This window comes from Desulfovibrio sp. ZJ369 (assembly GCF_011039085.1).
Taxonomy (GTDB): Bacteria; Desulfobacterota; Desulfovibrionia; order Desulfovibrionales; family Desulfovibrionaceae; genus Desulfovibrio.
Genome location: NZ_JAAKEI010000023.1, coordinates 13,663 through 40,420, shown reverse-complemented (window position 1 = coordinate 40,420; position 26,758 = coordinate 13,663). Strand labels below are relative to the sequence as shown.

Genomic DNA, 26,758 nt, shown 5'->3' with positions numbered 1-26,758 from the left:
TTGAAATTATTCAATTTCAAAAGCGGCGCCGCCATCATTTCGCGTCCAGAACGCGGTCTGGACGCTCATTCGGCGCGGGCGTCCGCTCCCGCGGCCGCCAGAGCAATTTCAAAGTGAAATTGCTCTAAAGTTCGCCTGCGCCTGTCTCTGCTGTCGTCATCCGCAAGGCGGCACAGCCGCCAACGGCTGACGCGCGCGGTGGGCACGCTTCTTACAGGGCAGGCTTGCGGCTGCGCACAATGGGCTCGCCCAAATGCATTTCCTGCATGATTTGCGGCACTTCAGCGGCCCTGGCCGTATCACCGCGCAACAGCACGAATACCAGATACAACTTTCCGTCGCGCTGCATACGGGTGCGGAATCCTCTGCCCTCCAGACGCTGACGCAGGGCGTCGACACTGTCCTCATCCTTGAAAGCCGCCACTTGAAAGACATAATCAAACATGGCGGCCGGATTTGCGGCCTGGGGCTGGGGCATTTCTCCGGCAGCGCCGGGGGCGGGAACAGCGGGTTGTACGGTTGCCGGGGGGATTGCGGGCCGGAAAGCAGGAGCTGCCGCCGCGGCCTGGTCAGCCCCGCCGCCCTGAGCAGCTTGCGCCCCGCCCGCTTCCCGCGCGGCAGCCTCGCCTGCTCTGCCACGCAAGGCGAGAGCAAAGCGCAGCTCCTCAGGAGCAAGTATCTGCGGGTCTTTTTCAGGAGTCTCCCGCGCCGCGGCCGCATCACCATCCCGCGAATCTCCGGCCGCTGCGTGGGCGGCGGGTTGCACGGCAGCGGAGCTCTGGCGTGACGAATATGCGCGCCCGCTCATGACTCCTGCCACATAGGCCAGGACAACGGCCGCCAGGACCAAAAAACACAGCGTCAGAAGCGACGAGAAACGCAGGGGCGTGCTGCGTTCCGGGTTCTGGTCTCCCGCGTTGGGCTTTTTTGTGACAAAAGCCATGTCTCTACTCTGCCTCCGATTGCCGTTTCCTGCCGCCGGAAGGGCGGAACTCCTGATTGCCGTAAGCTTTGCGCTGCGAAACATAGCAACAGAGCGCAGAAGCGTAAAGCGCGCAAAAGCCGCGGCTGTTTTGGGGCATGCACGCTGCGCCGGCAAGGGGCGCGGCTTGACAAGCGCCCCCCGGACATTGCTAAAGTGCAAGCCTCAACACTGCAACCGGAGCTCGCCATGAACCTCTTGCAACGCCGTTTCAGGCTGTTTTTGCTCTGCCTGTTTCTCTGTGCTCTGAGTTTGGCGCAAACTCCGGCCGCCGCGGAAGATGCCGCCCTGGCAATCAGCAACCAATCCAGCGGCGATTTGCTCAATATTCGTTTCACATCCAAGAGACGTGTTTTTTTTGTGCGTCTGGACATGCAGCCCGGCGGCCAGGATGAAATCGAAAATCCCGGCGGCACAGCGGATCTGCGTCTGGACACGGGCCTGGCGTTCTGCTCCTTCAAGGCCGTGCCCATCGGGCAGACGCGCCGCCTCACCTTTTGCGGCGATCATGCCGCCTGTCTGATTCTGGACATGCGCAACAAGATCAGCCGCCATTTCAACGGTACGGTGCAAAGTCTGCTGCCGGGACCGGACAGCAGGCCGGTTTGCGCGCTGGATCAGTTTCGTCCGGGCATGAGCATGCGCGAAGTGTGCGGCCTGCTGCCCCCCGACCCGCCGCGCGACGACAACGACGCCGTGCTGGCAGGCCTGGGTTTCGCCGGCCTGACCTGGGCTGCGCGCCTTTCGCCGGGGCAGCCGCCCGCTGCGGGCAAACCATCCGCGCAAGGGCCGGATCTTCTGGATCATCTGGAACTGCGGCGGCCTCTCACTGCCGAAAACCTTGCCGTGCTGCTGCGCAGCCTGTACGCCCAGGGATACAGGCCCTGGCAGGCGGAACTGCCCGGTCTGGATATGAACTTTACCGAAATGACAGCTCTGGATCCGATGAAGCAAAAGGATATTTTGCAAAAGGCCCTTGACTACTTTCTTGCATCCGGCCGTGGCGAAGCCACGATCATGCTGGCGCCCGCCGCCATGCTGCCCGCGCTGGCCAATGCCGACGCGCCGCAAAAGGATGTGCAGTTGTTTACGTTGACGTTGCGGCCGGCTTCCCGCACGCTGATTGTGGACGTGGCCGCGTATGCGGCGGGCGAAGGCGGCCGTTGAAACGGCGGAGCCTTGCAAAGGCAGCCTGCACCCGCGTTACGACGCTTTCTTTGCCGCGCGCATTTCGCGCAGCCAGGCATACCAGCTCTCAAGGCCTGCCCCGCTGCGGCAGGAAAGCTCAAATATGGCCAGATCCTTGTTCAGTCTGGTGGCAAAGGCGCGGGCGCGATCCAGATCAAAGTCCACATGGGGCAGCAGATCAATCTTGTTCAGCACCAACGCTTTGGCCAGATTGAAGAGCAGGGGATATTTTTCAGGTTTGTCGTCGCCTTCGGCCACGCTCAGCAGAGCGACCTTGGCATCCTCGCCGCAGTCGAACTCCACCGGGCATACCAGGTTGCCCACATTTTCAATGAACAGAATATCCAGCCCGGCCAGATCCAGATTGTCCAGGGCCGAGAGAACCATATTGCTGTCCAGATGGCAGCCGCCATCGGTATTGATCTGCACGGCCTGCGCGCCGGTGGCCGCCACCCGGCGGGCGTCGTTGTCCGTCTGCAAATCGCCCTCAATGACCGCCATGCGAAACTCGCCGGCCAGATCGCGCAGGGTGCGCTCCAGAAGAGCCGTCTTGCCCGCGCCGGGAGAGCTGATCAGATTCAGGGCCAGGATGCTGCGTTCACTGAGCCGCCGGCGCACCTGCGCGGCCATTTTTTCATTGGCTTCCAGAACATTGCGGACAACGGGAATCTGCATGCGCTTTCTCCTCACTGTAACGAAAAACAGCCGTCGCAAAGGGGGCTGTTCAACAGGCTTGCGTTTTCTCTCCCGGCAGGCGAGAAGCGAAATACCGGCTGAAAACCGCTTCTCCCGGCAACCTCTGGAGAGATAAAATCTTTTCCCCGCCTTCAGCGGGCTTCCAGATGACTCAGGATCAATTCCTTGCCCTGCTCCACGACATGCCCGAATTGCTCCCCGCAGCCCGGACACGGCTGCAAAAGGGCCTCCTGGCCTTCACCGCCGAAAACCTCGCCGCAGAACGGGCAGCGCAGACGCAGGGGCAGGCGGATCAGTTCAAGGCGCGCGCTTTCATGGGGCGTGCCTTTGATCAGCGCCTCAAAGCACAGCTCCAGAGATTCCGGCACCACGCCGGCGAGCGCGCCGTATTCCACGCGCACCACTTCCAAACGGCTGCAGTTTTTGGCGGCTATTTCTTCCTCCGCCATACGCAGAAGGCTTTGAGCAATGGCCATTTCGTGCATTCCTCACAGTACCCGAAAGGCCCTGCCGCGTAAAGGGTACGGGGCAATCTTGCCATTCGGCGCAAATGATGTACATTTTACCCATGCGTCCACCCAAATATTTAGGCGTGTACTCTTTTGCCTCCGGCAAGGCGGACGGTTCGCGCAAAACGCTTTTCTTCGTCTGGGAGCTTGCGTCGCAGGAGTACGCCGTACAACAGTTGGACACGGCCTTTCAGCCCATGTCCACGCCGGAACGCGTCAGCGCGGCAGACTTTGCCGCCCGCTTCAGGTCCGAGCCCTCCATCCTGGCCATGCCCGTGACCATGCTGGATATTAGCCATCTGACGGATGGGCCTCAACCCCAGATTTCCACGCCCGGCCCGCACGACCCGGACCCGGAAGATGCCCGCGTGCGCGCCCTGGAAGCCGCGCGCAGAGCCAAACAAATCGAGAGCGGCCTGCGCGAGAGCTTTCGCAAGGCTCTCTTGCGCCTGAAACGCCCGCGCGAACGTCAGGCCGCGATTCTCGCCCTGGAGCAGCTTGCGGCTTCCAGAGACAATATTATGCCGACCCACAAGCATATGTTCCGCGATTTCGGGGTCAAACTGCGCAAGAGCTCCCAGCCCGAATTGGCTTTGCTTTTCGGCAAACGCGTGCTTGAACTGGCTCCGGAGGACGACCACGCGCACTTTAATCTGGCCCGCATCCTGTGCGCGTTGAAATTCTATGATGAAGCCGCCGCCCACATCCACATGGCCATGCGACTGGACGCCGATGAAACTCTTTACCCCCGGATGCTGGCCCAGATCAGTAAGGAAAAACAGCTTCGGCCCGACAAGAGCCTCCCCTTGCGGGCTCATTGAACCGCCGAAGCGCAGCCACGCCATTTCGGCAGGAGCCTCACGGCATGAATAAAGTTATTCTCAGTCTTATTCTGGCGGTCTGTGTGCTGGGTATGGCGCTGATCATGCTTAACGAGCGCCTGGGCCGCAAATCCGAACCGGCATCGGCCCCTGTGGTGGAATCCGGCGCGCCCGCCTCTCCTGAGGGCAACGCAGGCCTGCCCACGCTGCCGTCTGAGCAGGCTCACAACGCTCTTACCTCTCCTGCGACTCCGAGCCGGGAGCAAGGCCGCCAGGAACTCGCGCTGCCGCCTCTGCCCGTTGACCCGCAGGGCGGACAGGATGCGCCCATAGTGGAGCGTGACGTCCCCCAGGCTTTGCCGCAGGAAAACACCATGCCCGAACCTCAGGCCGACGCGGCTCGCCGTGCCGAACCGCCTGCTGTTCCGGCCGCGGAAAAGACGCCTGCCGAAACTCCCGCTGCGCAGCAGAAGAAAGCCGACATGCCGGCCCAGGCGGAAAAAGGCAAAACCGGAAAAAGCAGAGCTGAAAAGCCCAAAACGGAAAAGACGGCAAACAACAATGCCCCCGCCGCTGCAAAAGCGGCAGGCGGAGAACGCAGCATCAGCCGTTTTGTGATCTTTGCGCGCGATAAAGGGGCCACTGTGCGCCTTGTGGGTTCCGTGCCCATCCGTTACAAAACCATGGCGCTGACCAATCCGGAAAGGCTTGTGGTGGATCTGGAAGGGCAATGGCAAATCAAGGCCCCGGGCGTGCCTAAAAATGCCTTGGTGAACAATGTGCGCATCGGCAAGATGACGGACAAAACCAGGGTAGTCATTGATTTGTCCGAAAAACCCGCGCGCACCCGCTTTGTGCTCTCCAAGGACAGGAATACCCTGGACGTGCGCGTGGATCAGTAAGGTCCGCCTGCTCCGCGGTCCTGCCAGGGCGGAAGGCTCGGCTTTTTGCCCGGGTAAAGGATCTTGCGCGTGCTCAAGGCTGCCTTTGTTCCCTTGCGTGCAGTACGCGGCATTTTGCCTGCGCCTGAGGCGCTTTCCGGCCAACGCCGCAAACCGTGCGCAAGCTCCCGCCTTCAAGGGATCGCAAGGCCTGTTTTCTTAGCGCATAGTGCTTTTGAAACGCTCGCTCCGGCGCGCAACGGCGCAAGTCAATTTCGCCGCGCCTGTCTCTACTGTCGCCATCCGTAAGGCTCGCAGACTCGCCAGCGGCTGGCGCAAGCAAAGCTTGCTACCGGCTAGCGCCGGCGCGGACGCCAGCTAACTCTGTCGCCAGAGCGTTTAGCTAATTTCATTAGCAGAACGCTCTAACAGGCGTATTGTTGGTGATTGTGGCAAAACAGGCGAAATGATAATTTCAATATATTGAAATTATTATGAAATTTTTCTTGAAAGGCGGAGGGATAGTTTTCTTTCTGAGCGATTATCTTGACAAACGGCCCTTTCCGGGTATTAAAAAATCAAGCGGTTACCAACAATACGCCTGTTGGCAAGAAATTGTATGGCTCAAGCCGGAACCTGCCAAAGGGCAGGTCTATGAGGCTGTGTTTCTCTTTTTCTCGACAACAGATGCAATGAGTGTACTCTATCTAGCAATGAATAATGACAATAAAATATATATTACAAAATCGCGAATGCCTGATGAAGATTTTTTCTTCAGGCAATGTAGAGATATTTTTAAATCTGCATGGATTACCAATAATGGGAATTATGTCCGAAAACTTGAATATTCATTAAGCGCATATCTTGGTATTTCTCATCTCCTTGCCTGCAATAACGGAACGACTGCTCTCATGCTGGCTTTGCAATGCGCAGGACTGGCAGGAAAAAAAGTTGCAGTTACTCCATATACCTATGTGGCTACGCTGTCAGCCCTGCTTTGGATTGGCTGTGAGCCTGTTTTCATAGATATTGATCCTGACAGCCTTTGCCTTTCGCCTGATTTACTTCGTGATCGTCTTAAAAAAGAACCAGATATTGCTGGCGTGCTTCCTGTTCATATTTATGGTCTTGCCTGTGATGTTGAAGCTCTGGAATCCATCTGTAAAGAATATGGTCAAACCATCATTTATGATGCCGCACAGGCATTTGGTTCAAAATATAAGGGAAAAAGCCTTCTGGATTACGGTGGCTACAGCATATGCAGCTTCCATGCGACAAAGATTTTCCATACCGCAGAAGGTGGTTGCGTAGTTTCACACAATGCTGAAGCGCATAATGCGTTGTCGCTTGCCCGTGCCTTTGGCCACATCAACGACAATCACTATAGTCTGGGGATCAACGCCAAGATGAGCGAGCTTCATGCCGCCCTTGGCTTATCCCTTTTGGCCGGAACGGATGAAGAGATAGCGCGGCGCAAAGAACTGCACGCCATGTATGATCAGGCTTTGGACGGCTTGCCCTTGAAGTATCCGTCCATTTGTGAAGGCTTGGAATGGAATAACGTATATTATCCGATTCTGCTACCGGATGAAGAAAGTCGTGTTCGCGTGGAAACGGCCTTGTCCGTACAAAATATTATTCCCCGCCGTTACTTTTACCCGGCGCTGAACACATTGCCATACCTGAAAGAGGAATGGCGGATATCCTGCCCTGTGGCTGAGGATGCGGCGCGGCGGGTACTCTGCCTGCCTGGATACAGCGACCTTTCGAACGAATATATTTATCGTATAGCGGAAAGCATTAAATCTGAACTTCATAGATTGTAGATAATACATACTTGTGCTCTATAGTCTGGATAATAAGGGTAATTGTATGGTAAATATTTATTCCGGGTGTCATGTCCGTATATCGCCGACATAAAAAAGCCTGCCTACGCTGATTCATTTATTTCGTCTCTTGAGCACCGTAGAAAGCATGGTATGGTGGAACTTGCCACCTATCAGGCTGTGAATGACCATTTCAATGGTCGATATTTCATAAGACTGGCTGCCCTTGCCAATGGCGTCTTTGCAGACTTTTTCAAACTAGAGCAGATTACCTTTGACTTTTTATGAAAGTCAAAGGTGGCATTCAGGCGAAAAACGCGGTTTTCGCCTGAATGTACGCCGCGTTGCGGCGGCTGCCGCTTTCGCGTCAGCAGAGCATTTTCAAAGAGAAAATGCTCTAAGTGCGGAAAAAGGAGATGACACACTTCTCAATGAGGCCTGCCAGAAGTTCCCTGATTTTGCCAGGCATTTTTTACAATCATTGAAAATTGTCAGAAAAAATCAGGCTGGAACAAATCAATGAAGCAGCAAACAATGCCTACAATACCTGATGTATGTATCCTCGGATTGGGATATATAGGCTTGCCGACAGCCAGCCTGCTGGCCACAAAAGGGTTTTGTGTGGCCGGAATGGATGCCAATGACAAGCTGATCCAGAGTCTGCGGCATGGAAAATGTCTTATTTATGAACCGGCACTGGATGTTATGGTAAAATCGGCTTTGAAGTCCGGTCATCTCACAGTGGATACAAAGCCCAGAGAAGCAGAGATATTTATTATCTGCGTCCCTACGCCTTTCAAAGACAAGCATAAGCCTGATCTCAGTTATGTAGAATCCGCCGCTGCCTGTATTGCCCCTTTTTTGCGCAGCGGCAATCTTGTTATTCTGGAATCAACAGTCCCCGTCGGCACAACAGAAAGAATGGCGGGATTATTGGCTGACATGAGACCGGATTTACGGATCGGGCAAGATTCTCCCGGCAATTCTGAACCGGTGTATGTGGCCCATTGCCCGGAACGGGTTTTACCTGGCCGCATTCTGCACGAGCTGGTGGAAAATGACCGCATTGTCGGCGGCATTGATCAGGAATCGACCCGTAAGGGAGTGGATTTTTACAAACGCTTTGTCAGCGGTTCGGTACAGGGCACAGACTCGCGCACGGCAGAGATGATCAAGCTGACCGAGAACTCTTTTCGGGATGTCAATATTGCCTTTGCCAATGAACTGTCCATGCTGTGTCAGGAACTTGATCTGAACGTCTGGGAAGTCATTGAGCTTGCCAACCGGCATCCCCGCGTGAACATTTTACAGCCCGGCGCGGGTGTGGGTGGGCACTGCATAGCGGTCGATCCCTGGTTTCTGGTGGATTCCGCGCCGCAAACAGCCCGGTTGCTTCGTCTGGCGCGGGAAGTGAACGACTCCAAGCCGAAGGCGATTATTGCCCGGACGTTGGAAGCTGTTGCGGAACAGAGCAATCCCACAGTGGTCTGCCTTGGCCTGAGCTTCAAGCCGGATATAGACGATCTGCGGGAAAGCCCGGCTCTGGCCATTGCCGAAGCCCTGGCTGAAGCAAACGTGAATCTGCTCATCTGTGAACCTTACATCCAGACTCTCCCCCCATCCCTGGGGAACAGGCCCAATGTCCGGAAGGCGGATCTGGAGGACTGCCTGCAAGACGGGGACATCATTGTGGCTCTGGTCAAACACACGCCATTCCTCAACATTGCTGCGGACAGACTTGTACAAAAAACCGTTATTGACGCCTGCGGCCTTTGGCGAGGCAAACAGGCGGCAAGCATGACGCCAGAGCGGGCAGGAAGTGATCCATGGCAGATAAGGGCACTCCAGATACTCCCCTTCTGAAATTTCTGGAAACATCAATGACCAGGCGGGGATGGCTTGGCCGGATATATGGCGCGCAACATTACTGTTCGGTGCAGGCGCAGCGCTTTCCCATGTGTGGCGATCTCAATGACGAGGTCTGAGGTTACGCCGTGTCTCCGGTTCACAAGGCGGCGTTCCAGCAATGTACACGCAACGTTCCGCTTGAGGCGCGTGACAAATGAACTATTCCTTGCTCCGAGCGCCTGAAACCAGTTGTGGTCCACAAGAGCATTTTTTTGATTGAACATATTCATTTTCAATCACTTCGCTGCCATCATTTCGCGTCCAGGCTTCAGCCGTTGCGACGAAGGAAGCTACGGATGAAGACAGCAACGGGTTACTGTGGCAGCCAGCCAACGCAACCGCTGTCGCTATCCGTGCTCCAGCCGTTGCGACGAAGGAAGCTACGGATGGAGACAGCAATTAGTTACCACAAAAAACATTCAACGAAACCGCTGTCGCCATCCGTAAGGCTCGCAGACTCGCCAACGGCTGGCGCAAGCAAGCAAAGCTTGCTAACGGCTACCGCCGGCTCTGGCGTCCGCGGAGCGGCCGCCAGAGCGGTTGCCGTTTTCAACAGCAAACCGCTCTAGAATAGCGTTGGCAATTAGCGCGTCCTGAGCCTAAACTGGCACAGAAAAGAGGGGGCTCCCCCTTCCTGGTTCAACCCACCCAAATGGAGCTGACGCCCATAGCGGCAGCAGTATGCCGCCAGACCGTGGCCTGTCGCTCCTCTTACCGATCAGGAGGCGCTCTATGGCATACCGTCCACTCTTTGCCGCTGCAAATACTCCATCACCATCCGCTCATAAGCGAAAAAAACGGACAGGACATGCAGCAGGCACACAGCGGCTGGAGGATATTATCCTGTCGCTTTATGTCCCTTATATCCGCATGCGCAAGCGCAGCTGGCAAGTCGATGAGCGCATACTGCGGCAGCATATCCTGCCGATCTTTGCCCGGCATCCGCTGCAGGATATCTCGCGCAATGACGTCGAGGCCTGGCTGGGCTCCCTGGCTGCCAAGGGGCTTGCTCCGGCCACCTGCAACCGCATCCTGAGCGTTTTCAAGAGCGTCTGTTCGCTGGCGGTCATCCGGGGAGTGCTGCCTGTTTCGCCGTGCATGGGCATCGCTCCGTTCCCGATCCGGCAACTGCGGGAGAGATACCTGGCGCGGCATGAGGCACGACGGCTCTTGCAGACCCTGCATCACTCCCCGCGCCTGGAGGCCAAGGCCCTGCAGCTCCTGCTGCTGACCGGCGCACGCAAGAGCGAGATCCTCAAGGCCCGCTGGGAGCATATCCACCTGGAGCAACATCTGCTGACAGTGCCCCTTTCCAAGTCGAACCGCCCACGCCATATTATCCTTTCCGACGAGGCCGTAGCGATTATCCGCCATTTACCACGCCGTCCTGGCTGCCCCTGGCTCTTTCCCGGGCGCACAGCGGGCAGGCCGCTCGCTGACATTTACCTGTTCTGGAACCAGTTGCGCCGACAGCTGCATTTTGCCGATGTGCGTATCCATGACCTGCGCCATACCTTTGCCAGCATCCTGGTCAATGCGGGTCACTCGCTCTATGAGGTACAACGCCTGCTGGGCCACCGTGATCCGCGCACGACCATGCGCTATGCCCACATGGGGCACGATTCCCTGCTGGCAGCCGCGGGCACCATAGGCATACTCCTCGGAAGTACGCCTGCCGTATCACCTTCGCGCCCCAGAAAAAAGTGGCCCCTGGGCACGAACCGCATCCCCGCCAGCCGCGACCTGCTGGAGCCATCTGGACCACCATTTTGCCAGTCTCCCCCACTCCCGCCGCCATCTTTTCTGTCAAGGCGAAAAAAAATTACCGCACTGGAAAAATGTTCCAGGCGGTCACATACGCGGCACTTCACCAAGAAATTATAACACCGCGAAAAATCATGCTATCATCAACAGACGCACTGTCGATAATTGCTTGGAAACAATATACCCTGGATAGCTTTTGGATGCAAGCTATTGGCAGAGTTGACACGTTAGGAGCGATAAAAATTCATCAATTCTGCCATTGACCCTGAACCTGGCAAGCAAAGCCAACCTCATGTCCACCATTTTCTGAGAGCGACTGGCAACACAAGTACGACGATGGAATCCCGCCAGTCAATGCCTTTGCAAAAAGTTATTCCGCTCCACCTGGCAGGTATTGGCTCTTCCCTGGCACAGTGATCGGGAACCTGTCACTTCAACATAGAGCATTTTGCTTTTGAAATTATTCAATTTCAAAAGCGGCGCTGCCATCATTTCGCCTGAAAAGCGTGGTTTTCAGGCTCATTCGGCGCGGGCGTCCGCTCCCGCGGCCGCCAGAGCAATTTCAAAGTGAAATTGCTCTGGCATGCGTATTTATCCGTAAAAATACGTTTTGTTTTCAGTATATTGATTTTTTACTGACTTTCAGCAGGGTTTGGGTACTGCGATCACCACATATCCCCCCGATAAAAACTTTGCTTGTATGGTCAATAACTTTCCATCTTCAAATTTGGTGTTTTTTTACTAATAACATGGTGCATTTCATCAATTTCTTCAAATTTAACTTTTTTTTAACAATTCTTCATTTTCTTTTGCGTACTTATAATAACCATTTTAACCCATCGCAGTATTGTTTGAGTGCTCACACAAATAATTTTACCCGTCATTTGCAGAGAAATGCCAGACAGATAAAATAACAATGCTAATATCTTATCTCGTTCTGATCTTCCCCTTTGGGTCATTTTTGTGAACTGATACCAGCATTCCTTACACTTATCGTGTTGTTTGCCATGAAGAAACCAATTTTTGACACATGCGATTGAACCATACTTTATGCATGTTGGCTCCATATTGCCTCCTTGCCATGCACGGATAACACTTTTTTTATCGCTTCTCGCTCTAAAAGTCATACACTCCAACCGATTTTTTAGAGCGTTTTGCTAATGAAAGTAGCTAAACTCTCTGGCAGGTCGAAGCCATGCCCGCCGCGCGCGTCAGCCGGTGGCGGCTGTGCCGCCTTACGAATGACGACAGCAGAGATAAACGCCTGAGCGAGCGTTTCAAAAGCAATATGCTCCAGGAGCCACCAACAGTGCGTCTGTCGGTAAACCCATGGGGCAACGACTTTCATGAACTCGCCGCAACATCCTACTGCGATTGCCATCACAGGCATGGCCTTTCGTTTTCCTGGCGGCGTGGACGACGAGAACAGCATGTGGCGCATGCTCAGCAGGGGCAAGCGCGGCATCTCTCGTATCCCGGCGGATCGCTGGCCTGTGGAGGAATTGCAGCACCCCAAGCGCAGCGAACCTGGGCGAAGCGTCACGTTCGCCGCAGGGATCCTGTCCGAGGCAGATCAGTTCGATGCCGGTTTTTTTGGTATTTCGCCCCGCGAAGCTGCCTGGCTTGATCCCCAGCAGCGGCTTTTACTGGAAATGGCCTATGAAGCTATGGAGGATGCCGGGCTAAGGTCGTCCGCCCTGGCCGGGAGCCAGTGCGGCGTCTATATCGGCATCTCCGGGATGGAGTACGGCCAGCATGCTCTGGCGGACCTGGCCAGTATGACGGCGCATTCCATGACAGGGAATACCCTCAGCATCGCAGCCAACCGTCTTTCCTATGTTTTTGATCTGCGTGGTCCCTCCATGGCGGTGGATACCGCCTGCTCCTCCTCGCTGGTCGCCCTGCACCAGGCCTGTCAGGCCTTGCGTCATGGCGAGATCCCCATAGCGCTGGCCGGTGGCGTGAGCCTGCTCATGCACCCCTATTCTTTTATTGGTTTCAGCCATGCGTCCATGCTGTCGGCCAGCGGACAGTGCCGTCCTTTTGATGCGGCGGCCGATGGCTATGTGCGCGGTGAGGGGGGCGCTGTTCTTCTGCTCAAGCCTCTCGCACAGGCGCAAAAGGATGGGGACCATATCCATGCGGTCATTCTGGCCAGTGGGGTCAATGCGGATGGCGCCCGCAAATCGGGCCTGACCATCCCCAGTGCCGAGGCACAGGCGGAGTTGATGCGTGACGTCCTTGACCGCAGCGGACTCACTCCGGAACACATTGATTTCATTGAGGCACACGGCACAGGGACGCCCGTGGGGGACCCTGTTGAAGCGGCCTCCATCGGTACTGTCTACGGCACGGGACGGCAGCAGCCCATTCCCGTCAGCTCTGTCAAAGCGAACTTCGGGCATCTGGAACCGGCGTCCGGCATGGCGGGCCTGGTCAAGGCCATCCTTGCCCTGAAGCGGGCCGAGCTGCCTCCGATGCCGCTGGAGTTCACTCCCAACCCGCATATTGACTTCCAGAAACTGCATGTCGTCTGCGCGGCATCGGGCATGCCCCTGCAAGGCAGGGCAGTGCATGCCGCCGCTATCAACTCCTTCGGCTTTGGCGGGGTGAATGCCCACCTCATCGTGCAGAGCATGGAGCGCCCCGTCAGGGAGGACAGACAGGATGCCTCCGCGCTTCCTCCCTTATTCCTGAGTGCGCGCACGGATGAAGCCCTGCGGGATCTTGCGGCGCGCTATGCCGGATACTGGGAGAAGGCGGCCCCGGCCTTTTACGATATGGCCTATACGGCGGCCTTCCACCGGGAACGCTGGGAAAAACGCCTTGCCCTTTCCGTCAGCAGTCCTGAAGAGGTCGCCCCTGCCCTGCGCGCCTTCGCGGAAGGCGGGAATCCTCCGTCCATCGTCACGGAAGGGGTCCCGGACAGCGGGAATGGCATTGTCTTCGTCTATACAGGCAACGGCTCCCAGTGGGCTGGCATGGGGCGCAACCTCTATGCCGAATCCCCTGTGTTCCGTCAGATGCTGGACGAGTTGGACCGGCGTCTGCTGCCGCTGGCAGGTTTTTCGCCTGTCCGCATGCTCCTGCATGGCGAGGAAGGATGTCTGGACGACACGACAATCAGCCAGCCGCTCCTTTTTGCCATACAGTTGGGCATCACCAGTCTGCTGCAGGAACAGGGGATCAGACCCCAGGCCGTCGCAGGGCACAGCGTCGGGGAGATCGCGGCGGCCTGGGCTGCCGGAGCCCTTTCCCTTGAGCAGGCAGTACGGATCATTCATGCGCGCAGCTGTACCCAGGGGAAGACCCGGGGCATGGGGCGCATGGCCGCGGCCGCCGTCTCCGTGCAGGCTGCCGGGAAAATCATGGCGCAATATGGTCTGGAAAACGATCTGGAGATCGCGGGGATCAACGCCCCGGACGACATAACCCTTTCCGGAAGCCCTGAGGCCCTGTCCCGCTTCGGGGAACAGATGCGGCAGCACGGCATTTTCTTCCGCCATCTTGCGCTCGATTATGCCTTCCACAGCCGCCGGATGGAGTCTGTCCGGGACGAACTCGCCCTGAAACTCCAGGCACTCGCGCCGTCCAGGGATACGGATGTCCTTTTTGTCTCCACCGTGACGGGAAGGCCCCGGCCGGGCAGTACCCTCAACCGGGAGTACTGGTGGCAGAACGTCCGCCAGCCGGTCGATTTCGCCGCTGCTGTCCAGGAACTGGGCCGGCGCGGTTTCCGTATCTTTGTGGAGATCGGACCGCATCCCATCCTCCAGCACTATATCCGGGAAAACCTGACGGCCGTTGGCGTCAAGGGACGCATCCTTTCCAGCCTGTCCCGCGATGATGACCATCAGGCCCGTCTCGCGCATCTGGCCGCGCGTCTCCACCTCCTGAGCGAACAGACCGAACTGCAGGCCCTGTTTCCCCGCAAGGCAGATACGGTCAGCCTGCCCCGCTATCCCTGGCAGAAACAGCGCTGTTGGTATCCGCGCACCAGCGAATGTCGCCCTGCCCGGAAACGCCGGCATCCCCTGCTCGGCTGGCCGCTGGACGCGGCCTGCCCCACCTGGGAAAATATCCTCGATCCCGCCAGGGATGGATGGCTGGCAGATCACAAAGTAGGCGGGGCCATTGTCTTCCCTGGCGCCGGATATGTGGAGATCGCTCTTGCCGCGGCACGTTTCGGGCTGGGCAAGGAGCAGATCACGCTCGAATTTCTTGATATCACGACACCCCTTGTGTTTGAGAACGGCCATGCCCAGTGTGTCCGGTGCAGTCTGGATCCTGAAGACGGCTCTATCCGCATATGCAGCCGTCCCCGCCTCGGAACCGGCGACTGGACCCGGCATGCGCGTGCGCGTGCCATCGTCCTGCCTGAAAGTACGCCGGCCGACATAACGCCGCCGGGCGGCACGCCACAGGTCATGAGCCATGAGGCCCTGTATGCCCTGACCGCAAAGCTGGGGCTGGACTATGGCGTCACGTTCCGTGTCGTGGACGAACTGCGCATGACGGAAGGCTGTTTTGAAGCCGACCTCATCCCCTCACGGGAGCATGAGCAGAACTCTGTCCTGCCCCCGGCGGTACTGGATGCCTGCTTCCATTCACTGGCAGGGGTCCATGCGGTCCGGGATGCCGGGGCCGCCCTCGCCTTCCTCCCTATCGGCACAGGCAGCATCACTGTCTGCAGCGCCAGGCCCGTATGCCGGATCATCGGCCGTTCACGCCGGTGCGGCCGCCGTTCCCTGACAGCGGAATTCCTGTTGCTGGACGATGCGGCCCGACCGGTTGCGAGAGTCCGCAACTGCCGTTTCCGTGCCGCGCCGCTGGCCCGTGCGGGGCTGGAGCGCGTGGATGCCTGGACCATACGCCCCTGGCTGTCCCCCCTGGCCACGCGCATCCCCGCCCCCCTGCCGCCCCTGGAAGAACTGTGCGCTGTTGCCGCAAAGGCCCTTGCCGGCTGCGCTCCACAACGCGAGGTCTGGTTCAAACAGATCCTGCCGCTCATGGAAGCCATGACGCTCTCGGCGGCGGCCCACTGCCTGAAGGAACCGCCGGACAACGGACTGCAATCCGCCGCCTGTGAAGGCTGGCTGCGTGACCTCCTTGACCGGGAAGGCCTGCTCCCCAAAACTGATGCGGACGGAGCCGCTGTTCCCGCGCCCGGGGCCGGGCTCCCGACGTTCCCTGAGCTGTGGTCCGAAGCCTTCCGTCTTGCGCCGCAGTTCTTGCCAGCTCTCCTGCCCCTGGGACGTGTCTGCCGACGCCTGGGCGATGTGCTGCGAGGGGAACTGGACGGAAAATCTCTCCTCAAGCACATCCGGGAGGCTGTCGTCACCCGTGAAAGCCGGCATCTGGATCCCGCGGTCCAGGGCACGGATACGGCGATCACCGCCATTATCCGCCATCTGGCCACTCTCTGGCCGGCACACAGGCCCCTGCGCATCCTTGAAGTGGCCGCTGCCCCCGGCGCCCTGCCGGAGACCCTGGACATGCTGCTCCAGAAGGACGCCTTCAGCTATCTGCTGGCCCTGCCGGATGATGCCGCGCTGGCGCAGGCCAAAGGCCGTTATGGCCAGCATCCGGCCATCAGGCTCATTACGACGGACGGCCTGCAAGGGGAGCCCGCTCCCCGGAGTTTCGACATCGTCCTGTTCCGCCATACCCTGCACAGCTTCCCGGATTATGACGCCATGCTGCGCCATATCCGCACCCTGCTGGCTGACGGAGGCCTCCTGCTGGTCGCGGAGCGTTATCCCGACTGGAGCACGGATCTTGTGGAAGGTCTGGATCCTGCCTGGTGGCGCACGGATCCGCACAGCGGCCGGGTTCTCTCTTCGCTGTCAGGTCCACAAGCCTGGCAGGGCATCCTTGAAACTCACGGCTTCGACGCCTGCCGCATCTTCCGGGAGCCCGCGGCAGAGGACCTGGCTGAAGGAGCCTTCCTGCTTCTTGCCGCTGCCCCTGCCCACAGGGATGCGGCGGCGGACACAGAAGAACAACAGCCCGCTGTCTGGCTTCTTCTGACAGATGCCATCTCGGCTCCCCTGGCCGAAAACGTGAGCCGCTATCTTCTGGCACATGGCCAGCAGGCCGTCTGCTCCTGTGATGCGGCAGACATTGCCGCTGCCCCGGCCGATCATGTCGTCTTCATGCTCGGTCATGGCGACAGCACGGACAAGGTGACGGATACCCTCGACCGTCTGCGTCATTGCGCTCACCTCTGCATGCAGCAGGAAGCCTGCCCGCCCAGATTGTGGATCCTGACGCGGGGCGGCTCCCTGGCGGCCGTCCTGCCGGACGATCACACTGCCTGCCCCGCCCAGTGCGCCGTCACCGGCCTCGGCCGCGTCATCATGCAGGAGTACGGCGGCTTGCGCTGCACGCTCGTGGATATCCCCGCGACAGGGACTTGCCCCGATCTGGCCGCACGTCTTGGCAGGGAATTCCTCACCAGCACGGAGAGCGACGAGATCCTGCTGACGCAGCAGGCGCGCTATGTGCTCAGGGTGGACAGCATGCCCCAAAAGGCTGTCCGGGCCGTCACGGAACAACGTTGCCGTCTGGACTTTACCGTGCCGGGCAGACTGAACAACCTCCGCTGGCAGCCGGATACGGTCCGGACTCCTGAAGCGGGACAGGTTGAAGTCCGTGTCATGGCCGTGGGGCTCAACTTTCGTGATGTCATGCTCACCATGGGCCTGCTGACCGATGATGCCGTGGAAAACGGCTTTGCCGGTCCCTGCCTCGGACTTGAATTCTCCGGCATAATCACGCGTGTGGGCGAAGGCGTCCAGGATCTCCGCACCGGCGACCATGTGGCGGGCTTTGCCTCCAACTGCTTTGCAAGCCATGTCACTCCCCCCGCGCATGCCGTGACGCGCATCCCCGATGACTGGCCCTTTGAAACGGCTGCCGCGATCCCGACCGTCTTCTTCACCGCATGGTATGCTCTCAGGCATCTGGCCCGCCTCCAGCCCGGCGAGAGCGTCCTCATTCATGGCGCGGCCGGCGGCGTGGGGATCGCGGCCATCCAGATCGCGCGTTTTCTGGGGGCAACGGTCTTTGCCACGGCGGGAAGCGATGAAAAGCGCGATTTTCTGCGGCTCATGGGCGTTGCGCACATTTTTGACTCCCGCAGCCTTTCCTTCGCCGATGATGTTCTGTCCGCCACGGGCGGGCAGGGCGTGGATGCGGTGCTCAATTCACTGGCCGGTGAGGCCATGCGCAGGAGCATCAGCCTGCTCAAGCCCTTTGGGCGCTTTCTGGAGCTGGGAAAACGTGACTTTGTGGAAAATACCGGCATCGGTTTGCGCCCGTTCAGGGAAAACATCAGTTACTTTGCCATTGATGTTGACCAGCTGCTCACAGCCCGGCCGGAGATCGCGGCCCGGCTCTTCCAGGAAGTCATGCAGCTGCTGCGCTCGAAAGACCTCGTCCCGCCGCCCTGCCGCTCTTTCCCGGCAGATCAGACCATAGCTGCCTTCCGGGCCATGCAGCAGGCACAGCATATCGGCAAGATCGTCGTCGATATGAGCGCCCTGCCGCCGGTCCATGCCGGACAGACCGCCCCGGAAGCCCCGGACAGCGCGCGCACCTGGCTGGTAAGCGGCGGCCTTGGCGGCTTCGGTCTGGCAACGGCGCGGCATCTGGCCAGGCGCGGCATCAGGAATCTGGTGCTGGTGGGACGCCGCGGCATGTCGACGCCGGGTGTGGAAGAACTTCTGGAAGAATTCCGGACCCGGGACGTCAACGTGCGCGCCGAAGCCTGTGACGTGACGGATCCCGCTGCCGTGCGCAGTCTGATCGGGCAGGTGACGGCGACCATGCCGCCCCTGGGAGGCGTCATCCATGCGGCTGCCGTCTTTGATGACAGATGGCTGACGCAGATGGACAGGGCAAGCCTGGACAAGGTGATCTCTCCCAAATTGCGCGGCGCCTGGAACCTGCATGAAGCCACACGCCATCTGCCCCTGACGCATTTCGTGCTGTACTCCTCCATAAGCGTGGCCCTGGGGAACCCCGGCCAGGCCAACTATGTCGCCGCCAATGCCGGCCTTGAAGGGCTGACGCGGCTGCGCCTTGCCCTGGGCCTGCCCGCGCTCTGCATCGCCTGGGGCCCTGTCGGCGATGCAGGCTATCTTGCGCGCCACGACACTGTGAAAAAAAGTCTGACGCAGCATCTCGGAAAGGCTCCGCTCACGACATCCGAAGCCATGAACGCACTGGACAGGGTCTTCGACGAGAGCGGCCTGCACATTCTGGCGAACATTAGCTGGCAGACAGTCATGCGGATGTTCCCGGAAAGCAGTCCCCGCTTTGGCCTGGTGACCCACAGCGAAGATCCGGCCGCGCTTCAGGACACGCCGGATATCCGGCAGCTCCTGGCCGAAAAATCCCCTGCGGACGTCCTGGACATCATACGTCGTCTCAGCATCGACGAAGTGGCGCAGGTTCTGGGCCTTGCCACGGAGCAGGTCGCCACGGACCGCGGGATGCAGTCCATGGGCCTGGACTCCCTCATGGCGGTCGAACTTGCCGCCGGCCTTGAGCAGCGGACCGGCGTCCGCCTGTCTGCCATGATGCTTCAGGATTCCCCCACAGTGGATCAGATCGCGGAACGCATCGTCGCCCGCCTGACCGGAACTGTGGACGAAAATGTCAGTGAAGACGCCCTGCTTGCCGATCTGGCCCGCAGGCACGCCGTCGATCTCAATGAAAATGAAACGGCCACTATCCTGAATGGCGCAGTTGCCGAGGGGACCAAGGCATGAGTTCTTCTTTCACACTCATCGACAGCATCCTGCAACGGAAGGCTCACAAGGCCGGCGATGCCGGACAGGCGCGTCCGCATGGTGCAACGCCCCCTGTGGTTGATCCTGATCTGACCGGCTTTGCCAGCCATCCTGCGCTGGCGAAGTTGCGCATGCTGACCGCTGCGGCCGAACGCCTCGGCATAGGCAATCCTTTTTTCAAGGTACACGAAGGCAGCGGGGGGGCTGTGACCAGGATCGGGGGGAAAGAATACCTGAACTTCTCCCACTACAACTATCTGGGGCTCAACGGCCACCCGCAAGTGAACAGGGCCGCCCTGGAGGCCATCGCCCGCTACGGGACCTCTGTGGGCGCCAGCCGCCTGGTCGCCGGGGAGCGCCCCATCCAGAGGGAACTGGAAAAGCAGCTTGCCGCCGTCTATGACGCGGAGGATTGCATCGTCTTTGTCAGCGGCCATGCCACCAATGTCAGCACCATCAGCACCCTGTTCAGCTCTGGCGATCTCATCCTGCATGACAGCCTGATCCATAACAGCGCGCTGGAGGGCATCCGCTTGTCCGGCGCCACACGCCGGGCCTTCCCCCACAACGATCTGGAAGCTCTTGAGGCGCTTTTGGCGTCCTCCCGTCTTCAGTACAAACGTGTCCTCATCGTGGTCGAAGGTCTGTACAGCATGGACGGGGACATGCCCGATCTGCCCGCCCTGGTGGCGATCAAGCGCCGTCACGGCGCCCTGCTCATGGTGGACGAGGCGCATGCGCTGGGCGTCCTTGGCGCCACAGGCCGCGGCAGCGCGGAACATCACGGTATCGCCGGGGCCGATATCGATATCTGGATGGGGACCTTGAGCAAGACCCTTGCCGGCTGCGGCGGTTATATCGCCGGCTCCCGGGATCTGGTGGACATTCTGAAATCGGCCGCGCCCGGTTTCGTTTACAGCGTCGGCATTGCCCCGCCTCTGGCCGCCGCGGCCCTGACGGCCCTGCGCATCATGCGGGGGGAGCCTGAACGCGTCCGCCGGTTGCAGGATCGCAGCGCCTTTTTTCTGAGTCTGGCCCGCAAAGCCGGTCTTAACGCGGGCACTGCCCAGGGTTACGCCGTCATCCCCGTCATCCTGGGCAGCTCACGCAAGGCCATTGCGTTGTCCAATCAGCTTTTTGCGGAGGGCATCAATGTACAGCCCGTCATCCACCCCGCGGTAGAGGAAAAAGCGGCACGTTTGCGCTTTTTCGTGTCTGCCCTGCACAGTGAACGCGATATCGAACAGGTCTGCCGCTCGCTGGCGCGGATGGTCCACTAAAAGGAACCCACTGATGTCCCCGAAACATCCCATGATCCCCGGACTGATTTGCTGCCTGCTGGCTATCCTGCTCAGCGGCTGCGGGATCATGCCCAACTCCGGCGCCAGCCGCATGCAGGTGCAGCGGGCGGCATCGTCCAAAAATCTTGCCGGGGTCCTGGTAAAAGAGGTTGATGCTGCCCTGGCGCGCAAGCTGAGCGCCGAAAAGCGCTCCAAGGCCTTCGCGGATGTTTTCGGTGATGCCAGGCCCCGGGAATATCTGATCGGCGCGGGTGACAGCATCGTCATCAGCATCTGGGAAACGCCGCCCAGCATCCTGTTCGGCAGCAATGCCCTGGCAGCTTCCCCGGCAGGCACGCTGAGCGCCAGTGCCGAGGCCCTGCCGCCCCAGATGGTCATGGACGACGGCACAGTGAACATTCCTTTTGCCGGGCGCATCAAGGTCGCCGGCCGTTCCGTGCGGGCCGTGGAAAAAGAGATCACAGGCCGCCTGCAAGGCAAGGCCAACAACCCGCAGGTCATGGTGCGCGTGTCCGGCAGCCCCACGTCGCAGATGACCATCATCGGCGATGTGGCCAGGAGCGCCAACATGCCCCTGACTCCCAAGGGAGAGCGCCTGCTGGATGCGCTGGCCAGCGTGGGCGGAGTGACCCAGCCGGTGACCAGGGTCTCCCTGCAGCTGACGCGCGCGGGCGTCTCGGCCACCATGCCGCTGGATACCATCGTCCACGAGCCCAAACAGAACATCCCTCTGCAACCGGGTGACGTTCTCACGGCCCTGTATCAGCCCTGGACCATCTCTGTGCTGGGGGCCACAGGACGCAACCAGGAGCTCCCCTTTGAGGCCCGGGGCATCTCCCTGGCCCAGGCGCTGGCCCGGTCCGGCGGCCTGAACGACAATCGCGCCGATCCCGGCGGGGTTTTCGTTTTCCGCTTTGAAGACGCGTCCCTGGTGGATGCGCCTTCTGCCGCCAACGGCAAGATCCCTGTGGTCTATCAGGTCAATTTCAACGATCCCGGAGCGTTTTTCGTCACGCAAAATTTCCCCATGCAGGACAAGGATGTGCTGTATGTCGCCAACATGCCTTCTGCGGAGCTCGAAAAACTCCTGCGCATGGTGGGCATGGTGCTGACGCCTACCCTCAATCTGGGACGCTATCAGCTACAGGTTTCGGAATAGCATGAACGGCCCTTTCACCAATACCATCACAGTCTGGCAGGCGCTCTTCCTGCGTGAGGCCTTGGATCGCTTTTTCGGCAGCCGGGCGGCCTGGAGCTGGCTCATCATAGAACCGGCCATGCATATCGGCTTCATGAGTGCTGTCTGGGGAATGATGCGCAGAAACAGCATGGGAGGGATTGACGTTTCCATGTGGATCATCCTGGGGATGCTGTCCTTCTTCCTTTTCCGGCGCACAGGAGTGCAAACCCTGCACGCCCTGGACTGCAACAGGGCCTTTTTCGCCTTCCGTCAGGTGCGTCCCTTTGATGTGGCTCTGGTGCGGGCCGGAGTGGAAGCCTTTTCCATGTTCTTCATCTCCCTGTGCATCCTTGGGGCGGCGGCCCTGCTGGGGCTGGATGCCCTGCCGGACGATCCGCTCACGGCGCTGGCGGCTCTGGCCGGTCTGTGGCTGTTCGGCCTGGGCTACGGGCTGGTGACCTCGGTCAGCATGCGGCTTGTCCCGGATTCCGGGCATATTTTCCAGATAGTGATGATGCCCCTGTACCTGATCTCCGGTGTCATTGTGCCAATCATGTATATACCGCTTCCCTATCGCGAGTGGCTGCTCTGGAATCCGCTGCTGCATGGACTGGAACTTGTGCGCATGGGCTTTTTCAGCAACTACCATACGCTGGATGTCAGTTTCGGCTATCTGTACGCCTGGGTCCTGGGCAGTATTGCGCTGGGGCTGCCCCTGTATCGCGGGCTTGAGACCCGACTGGTGACGCAATGATCTCCATTGAAAACGTGCATAAACGCTATACGACGCGACGTGGCGCCGGTGACTGGGTTCTGCGCGGGGTGAATATGATCATCCCCACAGGGCGCAGCGTCGGGCTGGTGGGCGTCAATGGCGCGGGCAAGTCAACATTGCTGCGCATCATCGGCGGCGCCGACTACCCTACCCGGGGTCGGGTGCGCCGTTACTGCCGTGTCTCCTGGCCCATGGCCAACGGCGGCCTGGAAGGCACGCTCACCGGCCGCCAGAATGCCAGGTTCGTCTGTCGCATCCACGGCTTTCAAAAGGAATTGCCTGAACGCATCGCGCGCATTGAGGACTTTGCCGAACTGGGGAAGGCCTTTGACGATCCCATCCAGACCTATTCCTCCGGCATGCGGTCCCGCCTGCAGTTCGCGCTTTCCCTGGCTTTTGATTTCGACGTGTACATCTCTGACGAAGTCACGGCCGCCGGTGACGCGGCCTTTCGCAAAAAAGCCCAGCAGGCCTTTCAAAACCTGGCGCATAAGGCCAGCATCATCATGGTGGCCCACAATGACGCTACCCTGAGAGCCTTCTGTGAATCAGGCATCCTGCTCAAGGACGGCAAGGCGACCTGGTTCGACAAGCTGGATGATGCCCTTCTTGCCTATACAGAAAGTTATGAAGATGACAGATAATGCCAATATAACGTCGCTCCCCCAGGCAGTGGAACAGGAGGGGCAAAGTGCGCTGCGTGTGCATGTGATCTTCCGCTGGCTGGCGCGCTCTATCCTGCTCCTGAGCCTGCTGAGCACATGCTTCTGGCTGTTTTCGTCTGACCGCTATGTGTCGGAAGGCATCGTTATCGTCCAGAATACGGAGCAGATTTCCGCCCCCGGTTTTGACCTGACGACCATGCTGGGCGGTATCGGCAAGGCCAACAGCTCGGACCAGCTGCTGCTGCGCGAGCATCTGCTCTCTGTCGACATGCTCAACAAGCTGGACGCGGCCCTGGATCTGCGCTCCCACTACAGCGACTCGCGCCGGGATTTCGCCTCACGCCTCTGGTTCAGGGACGCCTCCATCGAATGGTTTCATCGGCACTACCTCTCGCGCGTTTCCGTGGGATACGATGACTATGCGGGAGTTCTGCGCATCAGCGCCCAGGCCTATGATGCCGGGACGGCCAAGGCCATTGCCGACATGCTGGTCAACGAGGGCGAGCGCTTCATGAATGAGATGAGCCACGCCCTGGCCAGGACGCAAGTGGCGTTTCTGGAAAAACAGGTAGCGCTGGCGCACGCCCAGGTGTTGCAGGCCAGCAGGGCCCTGCTGGATTTCCAGAACCAGAAGGGCCTTGTTTCTCCCAGGGCCACAGTGGAGAGCATCCACACCATCATCGGCAAGCTGGAAGGACAACGTACCGATCTTCAGACCCAGCTGGCTTCCCTGCCCCGCACTCTGGATCGCAACCATCCGACCCGGAGATCCCTGCAACAATCCCTTGCCGCCGTGGAGCGGCAGATCGCGCAAGAACAGGCCAAGCTGGCCTCCACGAGCGGCAGACCGCTCAACTCGCTCATGGAAGAGGAGCAGTTGCTACAGCTGGATCTGAACTTCAAGCAGGATCTTTACAAGACATCGCTCGTGGCGCTGGAAAAAGGCAGGATGGACGCCGCCCGCGCCCTGAAACAGGTCTCCGTGTTGCAGGTTCCAGTCCTGGCGGAATACGCCTGGCAGCCGCGGCGTATTTATGGCGTGGTCGCGACCCTGTGCATCACGCTGCTTGTGATCGGCATCGTGAATCTTTTGAAAGCCGTCATTCTGGATCATGTGGACTAAAGGAGGATAGTCATGGCCGTACAGGAAACAACGCAAAGCACTGACGCCAAAGACGCCCGCATCAAGGAACTGACGGAAGAAAACGAACTTTTGTTCGAGCAGCTGCATGTGGTCCAGGAAGAGCTGGAAAAATACTATCACAAACTCAAGGACTGCGAGCAGCGCAAAGGCAGCGGCGCGGACGCCGGCGGCTCTGTTGTGGTCATCCCGCCCCAGGCCGGCGAAGCCCTGGCGGAAAACCTGAAATTGCGCGCCCTGGTGGCGCAACAGCAGGCGGCTTTACAGGTGGAAAGCACAAACAGCCTTGCCGCCCGTCTGGGCAGGATGCTCATCACGGGGGTCAGCTCCGCAGGCTCGTTTATCGCCCTGCCGGTCAGGCTGCGCAGAATGTGGAAGGCCCTGGACCAGACCGTGCCCCCGGCCGCGCTGGGGGGCAGGAGCTTCCAGAAGGTGCTGGACGCCCATGCCGCCGGCGGTGCCGAAGCTGTGGAAAAACTGCTGGACTCCGTCTTTCTTTCCCCTGTGATGCGGGCCAATGCCTACACGGCACTGGCCCGGCAAATAATGCTGACCGATGCCCGCCAGGCCGCCGAGCTTGCGCGCCTGGCCTGGGAGACGGACCCGCAGCCCTACCGGCTCAAATGGCTGGCCTTCCGGCTGTATGATGCCGGCGATGCCCTCAACGCCGAAGCCCTGCTGGACATGCTGCCTGCCGGTAGCAGCCTGAGTGATTCGGAAGAGCGACAGGCTGCGCGCCTCCGGCAGGAAGCAGAACGGGAGCGCGCCCGGCAGGCCGGGGAAACGATGAAAGCCTCGCAGAATGAGGCCGGGCAACTGCGGGCGACCATGACAAAGCTCAAACAAGCCGCCGAGGAGAGCAAAAAGCAGCAGGAAGCCGCCACAGCGCAGCTGAACAAAGAGCGTAGCGAACGCAAACAGGAGCTGGCGCAACGGGATAAGCGGATAGCCGAGCTGCAAAAAGCGGCTGACCAGGCCCGGCAGGAGGCAGCCCGGACGCGTGAAGCGCAGGCCGCGCTGCAAGGCCGGATGGATGCGCAAAAAAAGGAATCCGACGCCCTTGCCCTGCGGACAGCCCTGATGCTGAAAAACATGCTGACGCAGTTTGAACCTGATACGGCAGTGCTGTCACGGGTGATGCGTATTGTCATGGGCACAGCGGCCGGCAAGTAGCGCGACCCGACTACCTGCGAGAAAAGGCAATGAAGATTCTGAGCGTATTCGGTACCCGGCCAGAGGCCATCAAGATGGCGCCCGTGGTTCGCGCGCTTGCCCGCGATCCCTCTTTTGACGCCAGGGTCTGCGTCACCGCCCAGCACAGGCAAATGCTGGATCAGGTACTGGATCTGTTCGCCATCCGGCCGGATTTTGACCTTGACCTGATGCGGGCAGATCAGAGCCTTGAGGGGCTGACGGAAAAGGTGCTGCACGGCATGGCGAGCGTCCTGGCACTCTGGCGGCCGGATATGGTGCTGGTGCACGGAGATACCACCACTACCCTGGGCACGGCTCTGGCCGCCTATTATGCGCGCCTGCCCGTAGGTCATGTGGAAGCCGGACTGCGCACAGGAAACAAATACGCCCCCTGGCCGGAGGAAATGAACCGTCGCCTCACAGGGGCACTGGCGGATGTGCATTTTGCCCCTACGCCACAGGCGCGCGAAAACCTGCTGCATGAAGGCATCAGGCCGGAACGCGTCCACGTTACGGGCAATACGGTGATCGATGCGCTTCTATCCATGGAGCGACGCCTTCAACAGAGTGATGCGCTGCGGACACAAATGGAAGAACGCTTCTTTTTCCTTGATAGAGACAAAGCACTGGTGCTGGTCACCGGACACCGGCGGGAAAATTTCGGCGACGGCATCGAGTCCATTTGCCAAGCAATAGCGGCCATCGCGCGCCGGGAGGATGTGCAACTTGTCTACCCCGTGCACTGCAATCCCCATGTGCAGGAGCCGGTACGGCGGCTACTGGCGCACCTGCCCCATGTCTTTTTGCTGGAGCCGCTGGATTACCCGGCCTTTGTCTATCTGCTCATGCGCTGCGCGCTGGTGCTGACCGACTCCGGCGGCATACAGGAAGAAGCCCCGACGCTGGGCAAACCTGTGCTGGTCATGCGCGACACCACGGAACGCCCCGAAGCCGTCGCGGCCGGCACAGCCCTGCTGGTGGGCCCGGACAGGGGGCATATTCTGCACGAGGTCAACCGGCTGCTGGACGACCATACGGCCTACGCCCGTATGGCCGCCGCGCAAAACCCCTATGGTGACGGCAAGGCCGCCCAGCGCATAACCAGCATTTTAAAAACGGTACACTGATC

Annotated in this window: 19 protein-coding genes; 15 read left to right on the top strand and 4 right to left on the bottom strand. The window is 59.5% G+C overall.

The window, feature by feature from the left end:
• Nucleotides 1-211: 211 nt before the first annotated feature.
• On the bottom strand, nucleotides 212-943 hold the full coding sequence (locus G7Y51_RS08795) for an SPOR domain-containing protein (protein WP_165176599.1): 732 nt from the start codon (nucleotides 941-943) through the stop codon (nucleotides 212-214).
• A gap of 228 nt (nucleotides 944-1,171) precedes the next feature.
• On the opposite strand from G7Y51_RS08795, the gene G7Y51_RS08790 reads away from it, so the two are divergent.
• Nucleotides 1,172-2,149: a peptidoglycan glycosyltransferase gene (locus tag G7Y51_RS08790; protein WP_241160186.1), complete on the top strand. Its 978-nt coding sequence runs from the start codon at nucleotides 1,172-1,174 to the stop codon at nucleotides 2,147-2,149.
• Between the two features lie 36 nt (nucleotides 2,150-2,185).
• Here the strand turns inward: G7Y51_RS08790 and hypB are convergent, their stop codons facing one another.
• Together hypB and G7Y51_RS08780 are read right to left on the bottom strand one after the other, a co-directional pair.
• On the bottom strand, nucleotides 2,186-2,845 hold the full coding sequence (gene hypB / locus G7Y51_RS08785; RefSeq protein WP_165176597.1) for a hydrogenase nickel incorporation protein HypB: 660 nt from the start codon (nucleotides 2,843-2,845) through the stop codon (nucleotides 2,186-2,188).
• Between the two features lie 152 nt (nucleotides 2,846-2,997).
• Nucleotides 2,998-3,342, bottom strand: coding sequence for a hydrogenase maturation nickel metallochaperone HypA (locus tag G7Y51_RS08780; RefSeq protein ID WP_241160185.1), 345 nt, complete (start codon nucleotides 3,340-3,342; stop codon nucleotides 2,998-3,000).
• Nucleotides 3,343-3,434: 92 nt separating this feature from the next.
• Between G7Y51_RS08780 and G7Y51_RS08775 the strand changes: the two genes are divergently transcribed.
• From G7Y51_RS08775 to G7Y51_RS08750, 6 genes are all read left to right on the top strand, one after another.
• Nucleotides 3,435-4,196 (top strand): tetratricopeptide repeat protein, encoded by a 762-nt coding sequence (locus tag G7Y51_RS08775; protein WP_165176593.1) that lies wholly within the window; start codon nucleotides 3,435-3,437, stop codon nucleotides 4,194-4,196.
• A gap of 44 nt (nucleotides 4,197-4,240) precedes the next feature.
• The gene (locus G7Y51_RS08770; protein ID WP_165176591.1) at nucleotides 4,241-5,098 is read left to right on the top strand and encodes an AMIN domain-containing protein; all 858 of its coding nucleotides are present in this window, start codon (nucleotides 4,241-4,243) and stop codon (nucleotides 5,096-5,098) included.
• Nucleotides 5,099-5,571: 473 nt separating this feature from the next.
• Nucleotides 5,572-6,903: a DegT/DnrJ/EryC1/StrS family aminotransferase gene (locus G7Y51_RS08765; RefSeq protein ID WP_241160184.1), complete on the top strand. Its 1,332-nt coding sequence runs from the start codon at nucleotides 5,572-5,574 to the stop codon at nucleotides 6,901-6,903.
• A 274-nt stretch (nucleotides 6,904-7,177) separates the two neighbouring features.
• Complete coding sequence (locus G7Y51_RS08760) at nucleotides 7,178-7,426, top strand: hypothetical protein (RefSeq protein ID WP_165176589.1); 249 nt, start codon at nucleotides 7,178-7,180, stop codon at nucleotides 7,424-7,426.
• Complete coding sequence (gene wecC, locus G7Y51_RS08755) at nucleotides 7,423-8,766, top strand: UDP-N-acetyl-D-mannosamine dehydrogenase (RefSeq protein WP_346773696.1); 1,344 nt, start codon at nucleotides 7,423-7,425, stop codon at nucleotides 8,764-8,766. Before G7Y51_RS08760 ends, wecC begins: the two co-directional genes overlap by 4 nt.
• 915 nt (nucleotides 8,767-9,681) lie before the next feature.
• Nucleotides 9,682-10,695 (top strand): site-specific integrase, encoded by a 1,014-nt coding sequence (locus G7Y51_RS08750; RefSeq protein WP_241160183.1) that lies wholly within the window; start codon nucleotides 9,682-9,684, stop codon nucleotides 10,693-10,695.
• Nucleotides 10,696-11,719: 1,024 nt separating this feature from the next.
• On the opposite strand, the gene G7Y51_RS08745 is transcribed toward G7Y51_RS08750, so the two are convergent.
• Entirely contained in the window at nucleotides 11,720-11,923 is a 204-nt protein-coding gene (locus tag G7Y51_RS08745; RefSeq protein WP_165176585.1) for a hypothetical protein, read from the bottom strand.
• On the opposite strand from G7Y51_RS08745, the gene G7Y51_RS08740 reads away from it, so the two are divergent.
• From G7Y51_RS08740 to wecB, 8 genes are read left to right on the top strand one after another with little or no spacing between them, the layout of a single operon-like run.
• Nucleotides 11,922-19,352 carry a type I polyketide synthase gene (locus G7Y51_RS08740; RefSeq protein WP_277424687.1) on the top strand — a complete coding sequence of 2,477 codons (7,431 nt, stop codon included), beginning with the start codon at nucleotides 11,922-11,924 and terminating at the stop codon, nucleotides 19,350-19,352. The genes G7Y51_RS08745 and G7Y51_RS08740 overlap by 2 nt on opposite strands.
• Complete coding sequence (locus tag G7Y51_RS08735) at nucleotides 19,349-20,653, top strand: aminotransferase class I/II-fold pyridoxal phosphate-dependent enzyme (RefSeq protein ID WP_165176581.1); 1,305 nt, start codon at nucleotides 19,349-19,351, stop codon at nucleotides 20,651-20,653. Before G7Y51_RS08740 ends, G7Y51_RS08735 begins: the two co-directional genes overlap by 4 nt.
• Nucleotides 20,654-20,666: 13 nt before the next feature.
• On the top strand, nucleotides 20,667-21,833 hold the full coding sequence (locus tag G7Y51_RS08730) for a polysaccharide biosynthesis/export family protein (RefSeq protein WP_206214289.1): 1,167 nt from the start codon (nucleotides 20,667-20,669) through the stop codon (nucleotides 21,831-21,833).
• Nucleotide 21,834: 1 nt separating this feature from the next.
• Nucleotides 21,835-22,608, top strand: coding sequence for an ABC transporter permease (locus G7Y51_RS08725; RefSeq protein ID WP_165176579.1), 774 nt, complete (start codon nucleotides 21,835-21,837; stop codon nucleotides 22,606-22,608).
• Nucleotides 22,605-23,273: an ABC transporter ATP-binding protein gene (locus G7Y51_RS08720; protein WP_165176577.1), complete on the top strand. Its 669-nt coding sequence runs from the start codon at nucleotides 22,605-22,607 to the stop codon at nucleotides 23,271-23,273. The genes G7Y51_RS08725 and G7Y51_RS08720 overlap by 4 nt, the downstream gene beginning before the upstream one ends.
• Complete coding sequence (locus G7Y51_RS08715) at nucleotides 23,257-24,417, top strand: hypothetical protein (RefSeq protein ID WP_206214288.1); 1,161 nt, start codon at nucleotides 23,257-23,259, stop codon at nucleotides 24,415-24,417. Before G7Y51_RS08720 ends, G7Y51_RS08715 begins: the two co-directional genes overlap by 17 nt.
• Before the next feature lie 12 nt (nucleotides 24,418-24,429).
• Nucleotides 24,430-25,608 (top strand): hypothetical protein, encoded by a 1,179-nt coding sequence (locus G7Y51_RS08710; protein WP_165176575.1) that lies wholly within the window; start codon nucleotides 24,430-24,432, stop codon nucleotides 25,606-25,608.
• Nucleotides 25,609-25,637: 29 nt separating this feature from the next.
• Complete coding sequence (wecB, locus tag G7Y51_RS08705; RefSeq protein WP_165176573.1) at nucleotides 25,638-26,756, top strand: UDP-N-acetylglucosamine 2-epimerase (non-hydrolyzing); 1,119 nt, start codon at nucleotides 25,638-25,640, stop codon at nucleotides 26,754-26,756.
• Nucleotides 26,757-26,758 lie beyond the last annotated feature (2 nt).